This window comes from Streptomyces sp. NPDC055025, from assembly GCF_053608565.1.
In genome coordinates, this window is record NZ_JBSGVS010000104.1 from 1 (window position 1) to 19,724 (window position 19,724).

15 protein-coding genes and 1 rRNA gene are annotated in these 19,724 nt (G+C 70.1%); 9 read left to right on the top strand and 7 right to left on the bottom strand.

What is annotated here, in order from left to right:
• Nucleotides 1-67 (top strand): 5S ribosomal RNA (gene rrf / locus ACWGDX_RS37270); the annotation flags it as partial.
• A 138-nt stretch (nt 68-205) separates the two neighbouring features.
• Here rrf and ACWGDX_RS37275 read toward each other — a convergent pair.
• The 5 genes from ACWGDX_RS37275 to ACWGDX_RS37295 are packed head-to-tail and all read right to left on the bottom strand — an operon-like array spanning nt 206 to nt 5,691.
• Nucleotides 206-1,516, bottom strand: a complete 1,311-nt coding sequence (locus ACWGDX_RS37275; protein ID WP_453632976.1) for a DUF58 domain-containing protein — start codon at nt 1,514-1,516, stop codon at nt 206-208.
• Nucleotides 1,517-1,528: 12 nt separating this feature from the next.
• A complete protein-coding gene (locus tag ACWGDX_RS37280) occupies nt 1,529-2,521 on the bottom strand; it encodes an AAA family ATPase (protein WP_453632978.1) in 993 nt (330 codons plus the stop codon).
• A complete protein-coding gene (locus ACWGDX_RS37285) occupies nt 2,518-3,741 on the bottom strand; it encodes a DUF4350 domain-containing protein (protein ID WP_453632979.1) in 1,224 nt (407 codons plus the stop codon). The genes ACWGDX_RS37280 and ACWGDX_RS37285 overlap by 4 nt, the downstream gene beginning before the upstream one ends.
• Entirely contained in the window at nt 3,738-4,427 is a 690-nt protein-coding gene (locus ACWGDX_RS37290; protein ID WP_453632981.1) for a DUF4129 domain-containing protein, read from the bottom strand. Before ACWGDX_RS37290 ends, ACWGDX_RS37285 begins: the two co-directional genes overlap by 4 nt.
• A 4-nt stretch (nt 4,428-4,431) precedes the next feature.
• A complete protein-coding gene (locus tag ACWGDX_RS37295; protein ID WP_453632983.1) occupies nt 4,432-5,691 on the bottom strand; it encodes a DUF7544 domain-containing protein in 1,260 nt (419 codons plus the stop codon).
• A 194-nt stretch (nt 5,692-5,885) separates the two neighbouring features.
• On the opposite strand from ACWGDX_RS37295, the gene mtnA reads away from it, so the two are divergent.
• The 7 genes from mtnA (at nt 5,886) to ACWGDX_RS37330 (ending at nt 14,597) form a co-directional block, all read left to right on the top strand.
• Entirely contained in the window at nt 5,886-7,043 is a 1,158-nt protein-coding gene (gene mtnA, locus ACWGDX_RS37300; RefSeq protein WP_365906316.1) for an S-methyl-5-thioribose-1-phosphate isomerase, read from the top strand.
• A gap of 7 nt (nt 7,044-7,050) precedes the next feature.
• Complete coding sequence (gene mtrA / locus ACWGDX_RS37305; RefSeq protein WP_028804982.1) at nt 7,051-7,728, top strand: two-component system response regulator MtrA; 678 nt, start codon at nt 7,051-7,053, stop codon at nt 7,726-7,728.
• A gap of 1 nt (nt 7,729) precedes the next feature.
• A complete protein-coding gene (gene mtrB / locus ACWGDX_RS37310) occupies nt 7,730-9,814 on the top strand; it encodes an MtrAB system histidine kinase MtrB (protein ID WP_453632986.1) in 2,085 nt (694 codons plus the stop codon).
• Nucleotides 9,815-9,842: 28 nt separating this feature from the next.
• Nucleotides 9,843-11,657, top strand: coding sequence for an LpqB family beta-propeller domain-containing protein (locus ACWGDX_RS37315; protein WP_453632988.1), 1,815 nt, complete (start codon nt 9,843-9,845; stop codon nt 11,655-11,657).
• Between the two features lie 211 nt (nt 11,658-11,868).
• A complete protein-coding gene (locus tag ACWGDX_RS37320) occupies nt 11,869-12,591 on the top strand; it encodes a ComF family protein (protein WP_453632990.1) in 723 nt (240 codons plus the stop codon).
• Between the two features lie 313 nt (nt 12,592-12,904).
• Nucleotides 12,905-13,597: a ribosome hibernation-promoting factor, HPF/YfiA family gene (gene hpf / locus ACWGDX_RS37325; protein ID WP_453633000.1), complete on the top strand. Its 693-nt coding sequence runs from the start codon at nt 12,905-12,907 to the stop codon at nt 13,595-13,597.
• A gap of 238 nt (nt 13,598-13,835) precedes the next feature.
• Nucleotides 13,836-14,597, top strand: a complete 762-nt coding sequence (locus tag ACWGDX_RS37330; protein ID WP_453632992.1) for a response regulator — start codon at nt 13,836-13,838, stop codon at nt 14,595-14,597.
• A gap of 38 nt (nt 14,598-14,635) precedes the next feature.
• On the opposite strand, the gene ACWGDX_RS37335 is transcribed toward ACWGDX_RS37330, so the two are convergent.
• Nucleotides 14,636-15,844, bottom strand: coding sequence for a winged helix-turn-helix domain-containing protein (locus ACWGDX_RS37335; RefSeq protein ID WP_453632994.1), 1,209 nt, complete (start codon nt 15,842-15,844; stop codon nt 14,636-14,638).
• A 30-nt stretch (nt 15,845-15,874) separates the two neighbouring features.
• Nucleotides 15,875-16,585: a GNAT family N-acetyltransferase gene (locus ACWGDX_RS37340; RefSeq protein WP_453632996.1), complete on the bottom strand. Its 711-nt coding sequence runs from the start codon at nt 16,583-16,585 to the stop codon at nt 15,875-15,877.
• Between the two features lie 240 nt (nt 16,586-16,825).
• Between ACWGDX_RS37340 and secA the strand changes: the two genes are divergently transcribed.
• On the top strand, nt 16,826-19,657 hold the full coding sequence (secA, locus tag ACWGDX_RS37345) for a preprotein translocase subunit SecA (RefSeq protein ID WP_453632998.1): 2,832 nt from the start codon (nt 16,826-16,828) through the stop codon (nt 19,655-19,657).
• Nucleotides 19,658-19,724 lie beyond the last annotated feature (67 nt).

The window sequence follows — 19,724 nt, forward strand, 5'->3', positions numbered from 1 at the left end:
AGCTAAGCCTCACAGCGCCGATGGTACTGCAGGGGGGACCCTGTGGGAGAGTAGGACGCCGCCGAACAATTATTGTGTGAAGTGCCCTGTGCCGGGTATCCGGTACGGGGCACTTCTGCGTTCCAGGACCATTTCAAAGTCCGATGCGGTAGCCGACCGTTTTCGCCGGCTACACGCGATCGGGCTCCCTCGTCTCGTACTCGTATCAGAGGCGTCCCGCTGCTTTCAGCGCGAGATACGCATCCGCGAGTGCTGGAGCCAGTTTTTCGGGGGTGGCATCCACAACGGTGACGCCATGCCTCTGCAATTGTTCCGCCGTACGACGTCGCTGGGTCCCTGCCTGAGTGCCGGCGGCGGCCTCGTAGACCGCGTCCACTGTGCCCCGTCGCGTACTCATGTTCTCGACATGCGGATCGGCGACGGAGGCGAGAAGGACTGTGTGGCGTTTGGTGAGCTGTGGGAGGACGGGAAGGAGTCCCTCCTCGATAGGGGCGGCGTCGAGGCTGGTGAGGAGCACGACGAGCGATCTGCGCGGTGCGTTCCGCAGCGCGGCAGCGCTCAGACCGCGGGCATCCGTCTCGACGAGCTCCGGTTCGAGCGGGGCGAGCGCGTTGACCATCGTCGGCAGGACATCTCCTGCGGAACGGCCCTGGACCTGTGCGCGCACACGGCGGTCGTAGGCGAGGAGGTCCACACGGTCGCCCGCTCGTGAGGCGAGCGCCGTGAGGAGGAGCGTGGCGTCCATGGCCGCGTCGAGGCGGGGGACGTCGCCGACCCGGCCGGCCGATGTGCGGCCGGTGTCGAGGACGACAAGGATGTGCCGGTCACGTTCCGGGCGCCAGGTCCGTACGGCGACGGTCGAGCGGCGGGCGGTGGCACGCCAGTCGATGGACCGGGTGTCGTCCCCAGGCACGTATTCGCGGAGGCTGTCGAATTCGGTGCCTTCACCGCGGGTCAGCACGCTGGTGCGGCCATCCAGCTCGCGCAGTCGGGCGAGCCTGGACGGCAGGTGCTTGCGGCTGGTGAACGGCGGCAGGACCCGCACCGTCCACGGGACGTCATGGTTGCCTTGGCGGGCCGCCAGGCCCAGGGGGCCGTACGAGCGCACAGTGACGCGTTCCGCGCGGCGGTCGCCGCGACGCGTGGGGCGAAGGGACGTGGTGAGCCGTCGGCGTTCCCCTGCTGGAACGGTCAGCTTGTGCCGGGACGCTGCCTGTTCGGTTCCGGTGAACCAGCTGCTGGGGGGCCAGGCGTCACGCAGATGGGCGCGGAGCCTGCGCCCCGACGGGTTGGTGACGGTGAGATGGACTTCGGCGCTTTCGCCGAGTCGAACAGACGTATCACCACTTCGGGTGAATCGGAGCGTTCGCACTGGTGCGGCCAGGGCGTAGTCGCACAGAATTGCTATCGAGAGCGGTGCGTTGACGGCAAGGATCCCCGCCCAGCCGGGGGCGTAGATGCCGACGGGGAGAGTGCCAAGAGCCGCGAGGAGCGCGGTGCGTCCGGTGAGAGCCACGGGTTCACCGCCTCATCGGGGAACGGGGACATTGGCGAGGATCGCCGTGATGACGGAGTCGGCGGTGACTCCCTCCATCTCGGCCTCGGGCCGCAGTTGGACGCGATGGCGGAGTGTGGGGAGAGCCAGGGCCTTCACGTCGTCCGGGATGACGTAGTCCCGGCCGGTGAGCCAGGCCCAGGCACGGGCGGTGGAGAGCAGGGCAGTGGCGCCTCGCGGGGAGACGCCGAGTGAGAGCGAGGGGGATTCACGCGTGGCACGGCAGATATCGACGACATAGCCCGCGATCTCGGGCGAGACGGATGTCTTGGCGACGGCGTCGCGTGCGGCTTGCAGGTCGGCCGGCCCGGCGACGGGCCGTACCCCCGCGGCCTGGAGATCACGTGGGTTGAAGCCTTCCGCGTGGCGGGTCAGGACGCTGATCTCGTCGTCGCGGGACGGCAGTGACACGGTCAGTTTGAGAAGGAAGCGATCGAGCTGGGCCTCGGGGAGCGGATAGGTGCCCTCGTACTCGACCGGGTTCTGGGTGGCGGCGACAAGGAACGGGTCGGGCAGCGGACGGGGGGTGCCGTCGACCGTGACCTGACGTTCCTCCATCGCCTCCAGAAGTGACGACTGGGTCTTGGGCGGCGTGCGGTTGATCTCGTCGGCCAGCAGCAGATTGGTGAAGACAGGGCCGGGCTGGAAGGAGAACTCTGCGGTCCTGGCGTCATACACAAGGGATCCGGTGATGTCGCTCGGCATCAGATCCGGGGTGAACTGGACGCGCTTGGTGTCGAGTTCCAGGGAAGCGGCGAGTGCTCGTACCAGAAGGGTCTTCGCGACGCCGGGCACTCCTTCGAGGAGGACATGGCCGCGGCAGAGAAGGGCGACGACGAGTCCGGTGACGGCGGGGTCCTGGCCGACCACCGCCTTCGCGATCTCGGCGCGCAGGGCTTCCAGGGAGGCGCGGGCGCTGTCCGTGTTCTCGGTGTTCCCGGCGTTCTGCGTGGTCGGAGCACTCATGAGGTGCGTACCTCTCTTTCGAGGGCGTCGAGTTGGTCCGCCAGGCGGACGAGAGCGGCGTCGTCGGCCGGGGCCGGGCCGAAGAGCAGGGTGCGTGGGTCCTGGTCGGTGTCCGCGAGCTGGGCGGCGACGGCCGGGATCAGGGACTCGGGTGAGTGTGCCTCGGCCGTCGGGATGCCGAGGAGGGATGAGAGACGGTCGCGGGCCGCCGAGCGCAGGGCTGATGCCGCGTGGTCCCGGGCGTTCGCCTTGCGGTAGAGGCGAGCGCGGCCCTCGGTGGACTCGGAGGCCCGGACGGCGACGGGAAGCCGTTCGGTCACGAGAGGGCCCAGCCTGCGGGCGCGCCAGACGGCGGCGAGCACCGCGGCGAGGAAGAGCTGGAGGGTGCCCCAGAGCCAGCCCGACGGGATCAGATCGAGGAAGCCGCTGTCACCGCCGTCCCCACTGTTGTCGCCGCTGCCCTCGGAGGCAGAGGCATCACTGAGCGAAGGGAGGTACCAGACGAGATGAGGCCGGGAGCCGAGGAGTTGCAGGGCGAGCGAAGCGTTGCCCTGCTGGTCGAGGCGGTCGTTGTAGAGAAGATCGGGAGAACCGAGCAGGACGGTGTCACCGGCATCCGGATGCGTGGCTGTTTCCGCGGCGGGGATCCTGAGCAAGGCCGGCACGCCGTCGATCGGGTAGCAGCCGTCCGGGTTGGGCGAGTCGGTGACGTATCGCTCGCCGCCGATGTCGACGGTGCCCGCACGGTCGGCGGCGGGCAGCGAGCAGCGCGGGGATCGTGCGGAGACGGGCGCGGGCGTGCCGGTACGGACACCGGGTGCCAGGATGCCGACCGAGGGCGGACCGGCGCCGAGGTGGACGGTACGGCCTCCCGAGAGCGCGGTCGTGTCGTGCAGGAGCCACTGCTGGTGAGGTGTCAGCAGATTCGGATCGGTGACAAGGAGAGTGGTGTCAGGGCCGGTTGCGGCCGTGGCCTCGTCCAGTGTGGTGACGACGCTGATGGAGACTCCGCTGTTTTTGAGCAGTTCGGCGGCCGCGCGGCTGCCGTACCGGTCGGCGGAGCGGGGATCGAGGCGCCCGTGCCGGTCGCCCGAGGTGAGTGCGGCCATCACGATCCCGGCCGTCAGCAGGATGGCGAGCGCGAGGAGCAGTCCGCGGGCTCGGGTCCAGATCTGGCCGGTGGTGAGGGAGAGCGACGTGGAGCTGGTCGGGGAGGTCACTCGGCCGTTCCTCCGGATGCGGTGCTCAACTGCGGCTTCGCTCGTTCCAGATCGAGATCGAGTTCCCGCAGACGCAGATATGCCCCCTGGTCGGCGGTGCGGCCTCCGTATGTGACGTCGTCGAACTCGCTCGCGGCGGCGCGGAGTCGGTGGGCGTGGCCGGGGAGCGGGCGTCCGGCCTCGGCGGCGGCTTCGTCGGCGGTACGGCCGGGGCGCGGGTCGAGCAGCGTTCGTTCCTCCAGGGAGCGCACGATGGCGCGCATCCGCTCCTGGACGGCCTCGTTCCAGCGCTCGGCGGCGGCGTGTGCTTCGGCACTGGCGCGGTGTTCCGCTGCGCTGCGCGGTCCGTCCTCGAAGAGCGAGCCGGCCGGGCCGGGTATGCGGCGGGGCGTGCCCAGCCGCCACCAGAGGGCGGCGAGCAGGGCCACCACCACCAGGAAGACGACGGCGAGGCCGAGCGGACCGCCGGGGGCGGCGCCGGAAGCGGCGTCGAGGAGATCGCCGATCCACTCCCAGAAGCGGTTGATCGCGCGCTGGAGAAGGTTCGGGTCGTTCTCGTGGTACATCGGCTTGGACAGTTCGCGCTCCGCCGCTTCTCGGGCGGGGGCGCGAGGGGTGTCCACCGGTATGCCGTCGCTCAGGCGTATCAGCGGCCGCGTGGACGTCGCTCCCCCCGTGATGGACACCGCATCAGCTCCTGGAAGGGCTGTGGCCCGACTGCTCGGGGCCGTAGCCCGGTACGCCCGCGGCCCGCGCCAGTTCGAGGTCGAGGGCTTCGCGGCGGATGCGCTGGTCCACATAGAGGAGGACGGTCACGCCGGCGGAGATCGGATAGGTGATCGTGGTGGCGACCACCGTGCCGATACCGGTGATGATCAGGAAGGGCCAGCCGAGATCCGCGCCGGTGCCGGACATCAGGCCGTCGAGACCCCCGCCGTCCACCGCGGCGGCGACGATGCCGAAGGGCACCGCGAGTACCAGCGTGACGAGGAAGGTCAGCAGAAGGGTGAGCAGGAGGATGCCGAAGGTGCGCCACCAGGCGCCTCCCACAAGCTTGGCGGAGCGGCGCAAGGACGGCATCACGCCCCGGCGTTCCAGCATGAGTGCGGGCGAGGCGAGGTTGAAGCGGACCATCAGCCAGATGACGACGGCGAGGCCGGCGCATCCGCCGAGCACGGTGAGCGCGGCACCCGCGACCGATCCCAGCAGCATGCCGGGGAGGACGCCGATCGTCATGACGGCGGTGCTCATCAGGAGCAACAGCAAGGTCAGGCCGAGGAGTTGGGGGAGCCGGGGCCGGGACTCGCGCCAGGCCTCGGAGAGAGTGACGGGGCGTCCCAGCACGGAGCGGCTGATCACCACGGTGAGTATCGAGGTGGTGAAGAGGGTGCCGATCACGGTGAGGACCAGCGACGGCACGAGCGAGACAAGGCTCTGCTGCATCGAGTCGGCGGCTTGCCTGAGGGTCTCCGAGGGGGTGGCGTCGGGGTCGAGGGCCACCGGCTCGGGAAGGAGATAACGCTGGATCAGGATCTCGGCGATCTGGGAGACCACGGCGACGGCGAGGGTGACGCCCAGTACGGTCCGCCAGTGGGCGCGCAGCGTGGAGACGGCGCCGTCCAGGATCTCGCCGACACCGAGCGGGCGCAGCGGGATCACGCCCGGCTTGGCGGCGGGCGGCGGCCCCCAGCCGTAACCGGGGCCGGGGCCTCCGCCGTAGCCCGGTCCTCGGCCCTGGGCGGGCCCGCCCCAGCCCGGTGCCGGCCGCTGCGGCGCGGGTCCGGTGCCGGAGGCGCTCGGCGGGGACCACTGTCCGGCCGGCGGCCGGTCGGCCGACCACTTCGGGGTGGAGCCGGTGTCGTCGGCGGGCGCGGCGGGCCTGGGCACGGTGGCGTCCTGGCCGTCGGACGGGGCGGATCCGGGCGAGGCCCAGCCCGGAGTGTCGTTCACGGTCGTCCACCTCGTGGATTGGTTGCGGGACCGGCTCGGCGAGCCGGCGATTCGACAGTGCCTGTCCGCGGAGCGGGGTGGCGGGCTGGCAGCCATCGTGCCACGCGTTGGCTTCGGGCGGGCCGGTGGACGTATCTCCTTGTCGCGTCCGTGCTTGCCTTCATTGTCCGTGCCGTAGCGGGCAGACTGAGCGGATGGTTGATCAGTACGCACAAACCCCGGTCGGCGTGGAGCCGTCCATGCTCCCCTCGATTCGCTGGGACGAGCCGCCGGAAGGGCCCGTGCTGGTGCTCCTCGACCAGACGAGACTTCCGGTCGAGGAGGCAGAGCTGGTCTGTACGGATGTGCCCGCCCTCGTACGGGCGATCAGGACGCTGGCGGTGCGGGGGGCGCCGTTGCTGGGTATCGCGGGCGCCTACGGTGTGGCACTGGCCGCGCGGCGGGGCTATGACGTGGAGGACGCGGCGACTCAGCTCGCGCAGGCGCGGCCCACCGCGGTGAACCTCGGGTACGGAGTGCGCAGGGCGCGGGACGCGTACCGCTCGGTGGCCGGGAGCGGGGCCGGTCTTGAGCAGGCCGCCGCGGCCGCGCTCGCCGAGGCGAGGCTGCTGCACCGGGAGGATGCCGAGGCCAGCGCGCAGATGGCCGAGTTTGGGCTTACGCTCCTCGATGAACTGCTGCCGGGTGGCGGCCACCGGATCCTGACCCACTGCAACACCGGGGCGCTTGTCTCGGGCGGGGAGGGCACGGCGTTCGCCGTGGCACTGTCGGCCCACCGGGCCGGGCGGCTGCGGCGCCTGTGGGTGGACGAGACCCGTCCGCTTCTCCAGGGGGCCCGGCTGACGGCGTATGAGGCGGCTCGCAACGGGATGGCGTACACATTGCTCACGGACAACGCGGCTGGTTCGCTGTTCGCGGCGGGGGAGGTGGACGCCGTTCTGATCGGGGCCGACCGGATCGCCGCGGACGGCTCGGTGGCGAACAAGGTGGGGAGTTATCCGCTCGCCGTGCTGGCCAAGTACCACCATGTGCCGTTCGTCGTGGTCGCCCCCACCACGACGATCGACCTCGACACCCCCGACGGGGCGTCGATCGAGGTGGAGCAGCGGTCGGGACAGGAAGTGACAGAGGTCACGGCGCCGCAGACCGCGGTGGCGGGAGTGGAGGCGGGGAGTGGGATGCCGGTGGCGCCGCTGGGAACGCAGGCGTACAACCCGGCCTTCGACATCACGCCCCCGGAACTGGTGACGGCGATCGTCACCGAAAAAGGCGCGCTGTCCCCGGTGACCGGGGCTGGAATCGCGGAGCTGTGTGTCAGGTCACGCCAAGGTAACGATGAGCTAATGGGATGATGTCGATATGAAGGGACGTGTCCTTGTCGTCGATGACGACACCGCACTGGCCGAGATGCTCGGGATTGTGCTGCGTGGTGAGGGTTTCGAGCCGTCGTTCGTAGCGGACGGTGACAAGGCGCTCGCCGCTTTCCGCGAGACCAAGCCGGATCTGGTGCTGCTGGATCTCATGCTGCCCGGCCGGGACGGTATCGAGGTGTGCCGGCTCATCAGGGCCGAGTCCGGGGTTCCGATCGTCATGCTGACGGCCAAGAGCGACACGGTCGATGTGGTGGTGGGTCTGGAGTCGGGGGCCGACGACTACATCGTCAAGCCGTTCAAGCCCAAGGAACTGGTGGCCCGCATCAGGGCGCGGCTGCGCAGGTCCGAGGAGCCGGCGCCGGAGCAGTTGGCGATAGGCGATCTTGTCATCGATGTGGCGGGTCACTCCGTGAAGCGGGACGGGCAGTCGATCGCCCTGACCCCGCTGGAGTTCGATCTGCTGGTCGCGCTGGCACGCAAGCCGTGGCAGGTGTTCACGCGTGAGGTGCTCCTGGAGCAGGTGTGGGGCTACCGGCACGCGGCGGACACCCGGCTGGTCAATGTGCATGTCCAGCGGTTGCGCTCCAAGGTCGAGAAGGACCCGGAGCGTCCCGAGATCGTGGTGACCGTCCGCGGTGTCGGTTACAAGGCAGGACCGAGCTGACATGTCCGGCGGCAGCGCTGCTCCGAAGCCCGGGGAGCCGGGAGTCCGTGCGGCGCGGGCTGCCGGCCCGGGACGGGTGTTCTCACGGTTCGGCCGGCTCTTCCAGAGCGGCCGGCTGCTCCAGGACGGCTCGCCGGGCGGACCGGTGCTGCGGCTGCTGGTGCGCTGGGTGAGGCGGCCGCTGCTGCCCGCGGTGCGGCTGTACCGGCGCAATATCCAGCTCAGGGTGGTCGCGACCACCCTGCTGATGTCGCTCGGGGTGGTGCTGCTGCTCGGGTTCGTCGTCATCGGCCAGGTGCGCAACGGTCTGCTCGAAGCCAAGGAGAAGGCGGCCCAGAGCCAGGCGGCGGGCGGGTTCACCGTGGCGAAGGAGAAGGCCGACGCACCGGCCGCGCCCGGCGGCCGGGACGGCGACGGGGCGAGCGGCAAGTCGGGCAGGAACTCCGTCAACTGGCGCTCCGACCTGGTCGAACAGCTCGCCAGCGGTGGCCCGGGTGCCTTCAATGTGGTGGCGCTGAGTCCCGAAGCGCAGGATGTGGCCTCCACCAACCGCGCGCCCCGGGTCTCGGGCGGGGTGGATTTCGCCAGCGTTCCCGCGGATCTGCGGTCCGCCGTGGCGCGGGGGACCGGACCGTTCGAGACGTACGCGCAGATCAGATACACCGGCGCCACCGAGGACCGGGAGCCCGAGCCGGGGCTGGTCGTCGGCAAGCGGCTGAACGACGTCGACGGCAACGCGTACGAGCTGTACTACCTCTTCCCGCTGACCCAGGAGGAGCAGTCGCTCAATCTGGTCAAGGGCACGCTCGCCACGGCGGGGCTCTTCGTGGTCGTGCTGCTCGGAGCCATCGCCTGGCTGGTGGTGCGGCAGGTCGTCACACCCGTACGGATGGCCGCGGGTATCGCCGAGCGGCTCTCCACCGGCCGTCTCCAGGAGCGGATGAAGGTCACCGGCGAGGACGACATCGCACGGCTCGGCGAGGCGTTCAACAAGATGGCGCAGAACCTCCAGCTCAAGATCCAGCAACTGGAGGAGCTGTCCAGGATGCAGCGCCGGTTCGTCTCCGACGTCTCTCACGAACTGCGCACCCCTCTGACGACCGTGCGCATGGCCGCCGATGTCATCCATGAGGCGCGCGGCGACTTCGACCCGGTGACGGCGCGCTCGGCCGAGCTCCTCGGCGACCAGCTCGACCGCTTCGAGTCGCTGCTGTCGGATCTGCTGGAGATCAGCCGCTTCGACGCGGGCGCGGCGGCGCTGGAGGCCGAGCCGATAGATCTGCGGGTGGTCGTACGGCGGGTGATCGGCGGGGCCGAGCCGCTGGCGCAGGCGAAGGGCAGCAGGATCCGTGTTCTCGGGGACGAGCAGCCCGTCGTGGCCGAGGCCGATGCCCGCCGCGTGGAGCGGGTGCTGCGCAATCTGGTCGTCAACGCCGTCGAGCACGGCGAGGGGCGGGATGTGATCGTACGGATGGGGGTCGCGGGCGGAGCCGTCGCGGTCGCCGTGCGTGACTACGGTGTGGGGCTCAAGCCCGGTGAGGCGACCCGGGTGTTCAACCGCTTCTGGCGGGCCGATCCGGCGCGCGCCCGTACCACCGGGGGCACCGGCCTCGGGCTGTCGATCGCCGTCGAGGACGCGCGGCTGCACGGCGGCTGGCTCCAGGCGTGGGGCGAGCCCGGCGGCGGGTCGCAGTTCCGGCTGACGCTGCCCCGTACGGCGGACGAGGCGCTGCGAGGATCGCCCATACCGCTGGAGCCCGAGGACTCCCGGAGCAACCGGGAGCGCGTGGGGGCCCACGATCTCAAGGAGAGCGCGCACCGGCTGTCGAGCGTGCCCGCCCAGCAGCGCGTGGACCGCACCGCGCTGCCCGCGGGGGCGGGCGTACCGGCGCCGCCCCTGTCCGCGGCGGCGGTGGACCCGGCGGCGATGCCGGGCAGCGGCGCGCGGGTGGTGGCGCGCCCCGCGGAGGAGCCGCTTCCGGGCGATGGGCACGGGCCTGGTACCGGGGCTGGGCAGGGCCCCGGTGGGACCGGTGGTCCCGCCCAGCAGATTCCGGAACGGGAGGACACGATTCGTGGGCGCTGACCGCCGTCGGTACGGCCTGGGACGGGCGATGAGCGCGCCGGCCCTGCTGGTGACCGTCGCCGCGCTGCTGGCCGGGTGCGCGTCGATCCCGGACAGCGGGGACGTGGAGCCGGTGAAGGCATCGCCGCCGGGTGAGTCGCAGGTGCGGGTGTACGCCGTGCCGCCCCGGGAGAAGGCGGGGCCCGACGAGATCGTCGACGGCTTCCTGGAGGCCATGACCAGTGACGATCCCGACTTCGCGATGGCCAGGAAGTATCTGACGAAGGAGGCGTCCAGGAACTGGAAGCCGGGGGAGGGCACGACCGTACTGCGCGCCGCGCCCGATCCCGCCCCGGTCAAGGAGCCGCCCGCCGGCTCCGGTGACCCCGGCCGCACCTATCCGCTGTACGGGGACCGGATCGCCGATGTGGACGCCGCGCACGTCTACCAGCCGATCGAGCCGACGCCGTACAACGGAACGATCCACCTCGTGCAGGAGACGGCCGGTGCGGACACCAACGAGTGGCGCATCGACAGCCTGCCGCCGGGGCTGGTGCTCGGTGAGTCGGACTTCCAGCGCAACTACCGCTCCATGAATAAGTACTACTTCGCATCGGGGGAGAACTGGCTGGTCGCGGACCCGGTCTACATCCGTCAGCGAATAGACCCCACGACGCGGATGGATCCGGTCACCCAGGCGGTGAAGGTACTGCTCGACGGACCGACGCACTGGTTGAAGCCCGTGGTCGACTCGCCCTTCCCGGCAGGTACGGCCCTTCAGAAGGGCACCAGATCGCTGGAGTTCGACGACCGGAACGCGCTGAAGGTGCCGCTGAACGAGAAGGCGTCCAAGGCGGGGCGCGGTCAGTGCCGCAAGATGGCCGCGCAGTTGCTCTTCACGCTGCGGGACCTGACCTCCACCCCGGTCAGCCAGGTCGAGTTGCTGGCGGACGGCTCCTCGCTCTGTGTGCTCAGCGGGGACCAGGCCGAGGAGTTCGCGCCCGACCGGACCACCGGGCAGCCCGACAACCCGTACTTCGTCGACAGCGGCGGGCGGTTGTCGACGCTTCACATCGGCAGTGACGAGAGCGTCGACCCGGTGCGGGTCCTCGGGCCGTTCGGCAAGGACGGGCCGAAGCTCGGCCCGGTCGCGGTGGCGCGTGACGAGAAGCACGCGGCGGGCGTCTCGGAGGACGCCAAGTCGCTCCATGTGGCCTCCATACTCTCGGACGGCGAGTTGGGCGCCCCGCTCGTGGAGAGCAAGGGCGCACGCCCGCAGGACCGGCTGTCCGCGCCGAGTTGGGACGGACACGGGGATCTGTGGATCGCCGACCGGGATCCCGGGCAACCGCGTCTGCTGCGGTTCGCGGACGGCACCGGCGCGCCGCGGCAGGTCACGGTCGACGGGCTGGGCGGCGCGCGTATCGAGGCGCTGCGCGTCTCGGCGGACGGTGTACGGATCGCGCTGCTGCTGGCCGAGGACGGGCGGACCACCTTGCGGATCGGACGGGTGGAGCGGGATGGCTCCGGGGCCGAGTCCGAGGTGTCGGTGAGGGGACTCCAGCCCGTCGCCCCGCAGATCGAGTCGGTGACGGCGGTGTCCTGGGCGGGCCCCAGCCGGCTGGTGGTGGTCGGCAAGGAGTCCGGCGGTGTGGAGCAGGTGCGCTACATCCAGACCGACGGGTCGACCTCGGCGGCGGGCGTGCTGCCGGGACTCTCCCCGGTGACGGCGATCGCGGCGGCCGACGACGACCGGCAGCCGCTGGTGGCCGACACCCAGGACGCCGGGATCGTGGGGCTGCCCATGGGGGCGAACTGGCAGACGATGGTCGAGGAGGGCTCGTCGCCGGTCTATCCCGGCTGACCACGCCCACGCGTCCCGGCGGCGCCTGTCCGGCGGCCGGGCCCCAGCGGCGGAGTCCCGGCGGCCGGGGTGGTCGCGTACCCGCACGTCGGCGTGTCCGTACGGGCGGTGACCGCCTCGGCGGGAGCGGAGCACCCCGGCCCTGAGCTTTACCGGAACCAGTCATCCACAGGGGTGGCCGGGGGCTTCCGTCATTGGCACAGTGGGTCCCATGCGGGGGTGGTGGCGCGAGATCACCGGCCTGGTGCTGCCGGTCGCCTGTGGTGGGTGCGGCAGTCCCAGGACGCCGCTGTGCGAGGAGTGCGGCCGCGCCCTGTACGGGACGTGGCCCTGCCGGGTGCGGCCGGTTCCCGAGCCGACGGGACTGCCGGTGGTGCACGCGGCGGCGCCGTACGAGGACGCCGTACGGGCCGTTCTGCTGGCGCACAAGGAGCGGGGCGCGCTCGGGCTGGCCGCGCCGCTCGGCCGCGCCCTGGCCGGGGCCGTGCGGGCCGCCGCGCCGTCCGGTACGGGGGTGGGACCGCTGCTGCTCGTACCGATGCCGTCCGCGCGCCGCGCGGTCGGAGCGCGCGGACATGACGCGACCCGCCGGATGGCGCTGGCCGCCGCGGGTGAGCTGAGACATGCGGGCCGGCCGTGCCGGGTGCTGCCGGTGCTGCGGCAGCGACGCGCGGTGGCGGACCAGGCGGGTCTCGACGCCCGCCGCAGACGGGTGAATCTCTCGGGGGCGCTGGAAGTGGCCGGCGGGGGCGCGCGACTGCTGGCCGCCGGCCGGGTGGTGCTGGTGGACGATCTCATGACAACCGGTTCTTCGCTCGTCGAGGCGGCGAGGGCACTGCGTGCCGCAATGGGGTCCGGCATTCCGGGATACGCACAGGTGAGCGCGGCAGTTGTGGCCGCTCCGCCCCTGTCCTTCGAAATAAACCGGAACTGATCGGGATCTTGCATCGTTGCTGGTAAACGGGGAAGAAAAAGACCTGAACAGAGGTACATGCCGGTAGCGGGTGCCGACACCCGTCCGGGAGGGCTATGTTCGGTTATGAGGAATGGCGGAAGCCATGACTGACTGAATGCACTGGTCTGCTCGGCGTTTTCAGAACCTCCGGAACTTCGGTGGGTGGGGATCATGCCGACGGGGGAGGAGGAGGTGAAAGTCACCAAGTCCGAGGCTCCGGTGACTACTGGGGTCTGGTGCAACAGGGAGTAACTCCGCAATGAGGCGGAGTGATCCGGGAACGGAGTTCTGCGTGGACATCGTCGTCAAGGGCCGCAAGACCGAGGTGCCCGAGCGGTTCCGCAAGCACGTGGCCGAGAAGCTCAAGCTGGAGAAGATCCAGAAGCTCGACGGCAAGGTGATCAGCCTCGACGTCGAGGTGTCCAAGGAGCACAACCCGCGGCAGGCCGACCGGTGCGACCGGGTGGAGATCACGCTCCACTCCCGTGGCCCCGTGATCCGTGCGGAGGCGGCCGCGGCCGATCCGTACGCGGCGCTCGATCTGGCCACCGGCAAGCTGGAGGCCCGGCTGCGCAAGCAGCACGAGAAGCGCCACAACCGGCGTGGCAATGGGCGGCTTTCGGCCGCCGAGGTCGTCGAAGTCGTTCCTGACGTGGCTCAGTTGAACGCCAACGGCCAGACCGCCGCGGAAGAGGCGGCGGCCGAGGCCGTCCCGACCACCAGGATCGGCACACTGGAGGTACAGGGTGAAGGGCCTTTGGTGGTCCGGGAGAAGAACCACGCGGCGGCACCGATGACCCTCGATCAGGCGCTCTACGAGATGGAACTGGTCGGGCACGACTTCTATCTCTTCGTCGATTCCGACACCAAGGAACCCAGCGTCGTCTACCGGCGCCACGCATACGACTACGGTGTGATCCACCTCAGGACGGACCCGTTCGCCGGTTCTGGAGCCGGCGGCGCGGGCGGCGCCCTCGGCGGCTGAGCCGTCGCACGCACGCGGCCGGCGGACGGCCCGGAGCGGCCGGAAGGCCGCCGGGATCCGTGCTCCGGCGGTGCCCCTGAGCGCCCCCCGCGCCTCAGGGGCACCGGCGTGCGGACCGAAGGATCACCGCTCTGTCATCAAGGCATGAAATCATGGCGTCGCAAGCCAACAAGTGGTCTGCGAACTGCGGTTGGCCGGCTCTTGTGAACTCGGGCCACGGCCTTCAGGGGGAGGAACGATGGCGGACAGCTTCGGACCGGTGCACAGCGCGGACGATGCCGATGACACGGTCGGCGGCGCCCGGTCCGACGCCGACAGGGAACGGGGCGGCTCCCGCAAGGAGCCCATCCGGGTCCTTGTCGTGGACGACCACGCCCTCTTCCGCCGAGGACTGGAGATCGTCCTCGCCCAGGAGGAGGACATCCAGGTCATCGGCGAGGCCGGCGACGGCGCGGAGGCCGTGGACAAGGCAGCCGATCTGCTGCCGGACATCGTGCTGATGGATGTACGGATGCCCAAGCGCGGCGGTATCGAGGCCTGCACCTCCATCAAGGAAGTGGCCCCCAGCGCCAAGATCATCATGCTGACGATCAGCGACGAGGAGGCCGACCTCTACGACGCGATCAAGGCCGGCGCCACCGGCTATCTCCTCAAGGAGATCTCCACCGACGAGGTGGCCACCGCCATCCGCGCCGTGGCCGACGGACAGTCACAGATCAGTCCGTCCATGGCGTCCAAGCTGCTGACCGAGTTCAAGTCGATGATTCAGCGCACCGACGAGCGGAGACTTGTCCCCGCGCCGCGGCTGACCGACCGTGAACTGGAAGTCCTCAAGCTGGTGGCCACGGGAATGAACAACCGTGATATCGCCAAGGAGTTGTTCATCTCCGAGAACACCGTGAAGAACCATGTCCGCAACATCCTGGAGAAGCTGCAATTGCACTCCAGGATGGAGGCCGTGGTCTACGCGATGCGGGAGAAGATTCTCGAAATCCGCTGAGCCGGTCACCGAAGAGCCGGACGGTGGTCGGGCGGCGGTCAGACGGCGGTGAGCGCGTCGGCCAGAGGGACGCGCAGCTCCGGTGCGTCCACCTGCGCCACCCGTACCCGCTCCACCCGTACGTCCGAGCAGCCGACCCACTCCGCCGCTTCCCGCAGGGCCTGGGCCATGGGAAGCACGGCTTTGCGGGTCTCCAGGGAGACCTGCTTGGCCACCAGCGTCTTCCCCTCGCGCGCCGGGTCGACACGGCCCAGCAGTCTGCCGCCGGACAGCAGCGGCATCACGAAGTAGCCGTACACCCGCTTGGGCTTGGGCGTATAGGCCTCCAGCCGGTGGGTGAAGCCGAAGATCCGTTCCGTGCGGGAACGCTCCCAGATCAGCGAGTCGAACGGTGACAGCAGGGTCGTACGGTGCCGTCCGCGGGGAACGCTCGCCAGTGCCTCGGGATCGGCCCAGGCGGGCTTGCCCCACTTCTCGACCGTCACCGGCACCAGTCCCGAGTCCGCGACCACGGCGTCGAACTGCTCGCCCTTGAGACGGTGGTAGTCCGCGATATCGGCGCGCGTGCCCACGCCGAGCGACCGGCCCGCGAGCTGGACGAGTCGGCGCAGACACTCCCGGTCGTCCAGATCGTCATGGAGGAGCGCGTCGGGGACGGCACGCTCCGCGAGGTCGTACACCCGCTTCCAGCTGCGCCGGCCGGTGCACACGACCTCGCCGAGCATCAGCGCGCGCTCGACGGCGACCTTCGCCTCCGACCAGTCCCACCACGGGCCGCCGTTCTTGGCGCCGCCCAGCTCCGTGGCGGTCAGCGGGCCCTCCACACGCAACTGCTTGATCACCGATTCGTACGCGCCGTCGGTCAGCTTGTGGTCCCACTGCGGGCGGGCGCGGTAGGCGCGGCGGCGGAAGGCGAAGTGCGGCCACTCCTCGATCGGCAGGATGCACGCCGCGTGGGACCAGTACTCGAAGGCGTGCGGGCTCGGTGACGGTCCTCCGACGGGCGCGGGCGTCCAGTAGGCCTCCTCGACCTTCCTGCGGCCCACGGCGCCCAGCCGTGCGTACGGAATCAGCTCGTGCGACCGCGCCAGCACCGAGATGGTGTCGAGCTGGACGGCGCCGAGATGGCGCAGAACGCCCCGGACGCCGCCACGCCGGTCGGGCGCGCCGAGGAATCCCTGGGCACGCAGCGCTATACGGCGGGCGTCGTCGGCGGACAGCTCGGCGGCGGGTGGCACAGTCGTCATGGTCCGCACGATAGACGGCGCCACTGACACTCAGGTCCGGGCGGGTACGTCCGGAACCGGGGCGGGGCCATTTCCGGCCCCGGACGCGGCCTGCGCGGCCCCGGATACGGCCTGCCCGGGAAGGGTCTGTCCGGTCCGCGCCGTATCTGCCTCCGCCGTATCTGCCCGCGCTGCCCGCGCGGGCAGATACGGATGCACGCCCGGCAGCCCCAGATCGGACGGGAGCAGCGCGCCGATCCAGCAGTCACGCAGGGTGCCCTTATTGAGCAGCCCAGCGCGCAGCACTCCCTCCACCGCGAAACCGGCCTTCTCCGCGACGGCCCGCGAGCCCGCGTTGCCCACCTCGGCACGCCATTCCAGCCGCTCCGCGGCCAGTGCCGTGAAGGCCCAGCGGGCCACCGCCGTCACGGCCTCCGTCATATAGCCGCGGCCCCGGTGCTCCCTGGCCGTCCAGAAGCCGACCTCCCAGGTGCCGGGACGGGGGTGGTGCAGGCTGAGCGCGGCGATCACAGGGCCGCCGCCGCGCGGCTCCACGGCGAAGGTGTACTCCGTGTCCCGGCTCCAGCCGTCCGGAACCATCCGCCCGGTGAAGTCCTCCGCGTGCTGCCGTTCGTAGGGCGAGGGCACCGGTATCCACCGCTGGATCTCCGTATCCTGGCAGGCCGCGAGAATGTCGTCGGTGTCGGCGGGCGACGGCGGCCGGAGCCGCAGCCGCCCGGTGGTGAGGATCAGGGGTTCCATGCCCGGATTCTGCCGGGGCGTGCTCCTTGTCACGACTACTTTTCCCGTCGCACCGGCACCTTCGACGGGCTCCGCGCGTTCTTCTTGCGGGTGACAGCAGACCCGCGTGACGGCGGCCCTCCCGGCACAGGCGGGTCCTCGCTTACGATGGCCGTTGCGGTGGGGCCCGCCTGCCGTGCCCGCGCCCGTGTCCGTATCCGACCCACGTGCCAGGCCCGACCGGCAAGGAGACCAACCTCAGTGTCCGTCTTCAACAAGCTCATGCGTGCAGGCGAAGGCAAGATCCTGCGCAAACTGCACCGCATCGCGGACCAGGTCAACTCCATCGAAGAGGACTTCGTGAGCCTCTCCGACGCCGAGTTGAGGGCGCTCACCGCCGAGTACAAGCAGCGGTTCGCCGACGGCGAGAGCCTGGACGACCTGCTCCCCGAGGCTTTCGCGACCGTACGCGAGGCGGCCAAGCGCGCCCTCGGCCAGCGTCACTACGACGTCCAGCTCATGGGCGGCGCCGCGCTGCACCTCGGCTATGTCGCCGAGATGAAGACCGGTGAGGGCAAGACCCTCGTCGGCACGCTGCCCGCCTATCTGAACGCGCTGTCCGGCAAGGGCGTCCACCTGATCACGGTGAACGACTATCTGGCCGAGCGCGACTCCGAGATGATGGGCCGCGTCCACAAGTTCCTCGGACTCGAAGTCGGCTGCATCCTGGCGAACATGACGCCCGCGCAGCGCCGCGAGCAGTACGCCTGCGACATCACGTACGGCACGAACAACGAGTTCGGCTTCGACTACCTCCGCGACAACATGGCGTGGTCGCAGGAGGAGCTGGTCCAGCGCGGCCACAACTACGCGATCGTCGACGAGGTCGACTCGATCCTCGTGGACGAGGCCCGTACGCCGCTGATCATCTCCGGACCCGCCGACCAGGCCACCAAGTGGTACGGCGACTTCGCCAAGCTGGTCACCCGGCTGACCAGGGGCGAGGCGGGCAATCCGCTCAAGGGCGTCGAGGAGACCGGCGACTACGAGGTCGACGAGAAGAAGCGCACCGTCGCCATCCATGAGCCGGGCGTCTCGAAGGTCGAGGACTGGCTGGGTATCGACAATCTGTACGAGTCGGTGAACACCCCGCTGGTGGGTTATCTGAACAACGCCATCAAGGCCAAGGAACTCTTCAAGAACGACAAGGACTATGTCGTCATCGACGGCGAAGTCATGATCGTCGACGAGCACACCGGCCGTATCCTCGCCGGCCGCCGCTACAACGAGGGCATGCACCAGGCGATCGAGGCGAAGGAAGGGGTGGACATCAAGGACGAGAACCAGACCCTCGCCACGATCACCCTTCAGAACTTCTTCCGCCTCTACGGCAAGCTCTCCGGTATGACCGGTACGGCCATGACCGAGGCCGCCGAGTTCCACCAGATCTACAAGCTGGGCGTCGTACCGATCCCGACGAACCGGCCGATGGTCCGGATGGACCAGTCCGACCTGATCTACCGCACCGAGGTCGCCAAGTTCGCCGCGGTCGTCGACGACATCGCGGAGAAGCACGAGAAGGGCCAGCCGATCCTGGTCGGCACCACCTCGGTCGAGAAGTCCGAGTACCTCTCGCAGCAGCTCAACAAGCGCGGCGTCCAGCACGAGGTGCTCAACGCCAAGCAGCACGACCGGGAGGCGACGATCGTCGCCCAGGCCGGCCGCAAGGGCGCCGTCACCGTCGCCACGAACATGGCCGGCCGTGGTACGGACATCAAGCTCGGCGGCAACCCCGACGATCTGGCCGAGGCGGAGCTGCGCCAGCGCGGTCTGGACCCCGTCGAGCATGTCGAGGAGTGGGCGGCGGCCCTGCCCGCCGCGCTGGAGAAGGCCGAGCAGGCGGTCAAGGCGGAGTTCGAGGAGGTCAAGGAGCTCGGCGGGCTCTATGTCCTCGGCACCGAGCGGCACGAGTCACGCCGTATCGACAACCAGCTCCGGGGCCGGTCCGGACGTCAGGGGGACCCGGGCGAGTCCCGGTTCTATCTGTCGCTCGGTGACGACCTGATGCGGCTGTTCAAGGCGCAGATGGTCGAGCGGGTCATGGCCATGGCCAATGTGCCGGACGACGTCCCCATCGAGAACAAGATGGTGACGCGCGCCATCGCCTCCGCCCAGTCGCAGGTCGAGCAGCAGAACTTCGAGACGCGTAAGAACGTCCTGAAGTACGACGAGGTCCTCAACCGGCAGCGCGAGGTCATCTACGGCGAGCGCCGCCGTGTCCTGGAGGGCGAGGACCTGCACGAGCAGGTGCGTCACTTCATGGACGACACGATCGACGCGTACATCCAGGCGGAGACGGTCGAGGGCTTCGCCGAGGAGTGGGACCTCGACCGGCTGTGGGGCGCCTTCAAGCAGCTCTACCCGGTGAAGGCCACCGTCGAGGAGTTGGAGGAGGCGGCCGGCGACCGCGCCGGGATCACCGCCGAGTTCATCGCGGAGTCCATCAAGGACGACGTCCACGCGCAGTACGAGGAGCGTGAGAACCAGCTCGGCTCGGACATCATGCGTGAGCTGGAGCGGCGCGTGGTGCTCTCCGTCCTGGACCGCAAGTGGCGTGAGCACCTCTACGAGATGGACTACCTCCAGGAGGGCATCGGCCTGCGCGCGATGGCCCAGAAGGACCCGCTGGTCGAGTACCAGCGCGAGGGCTTCGACATGTTCAACGCCATGATGGACGGCATCAAGGAGGAGTCCGTCGGCTATCTGTTCAACCTGGAGGTCCAGGTCGAGCAGCAGGTCGAGGAGGTTCCGGTGCAGGACGCGGCCGAGCGTCCTTCGCTCACCAAGCAGGACACGGTGGCGGCGGGCACGGCCAGGCCGGAGATCCGCGCCAAGGGGCTCGACGCGCCGCAGCGGCCCGACCGGCTGCACTTCTCCGCGCCCACGGTGGACGGGGAGGGCGGCATCGTCGAGGGCGACTTCCAGAACGCGGACGGGCCGACCCGGTCCACGACGGACGGGCTGACGCGCGCCGAGCGCCGTAAGGCGCAGAAGGGCGGCGGCGGCAGCGGCGGCCGTCGTCGCAAGAAGTAAGCGGTAGGCGGACCGGAGCGGATCGCCGGGGACGGGCCGGGGCGCGCACTCACTGTGCGCCCCGGCC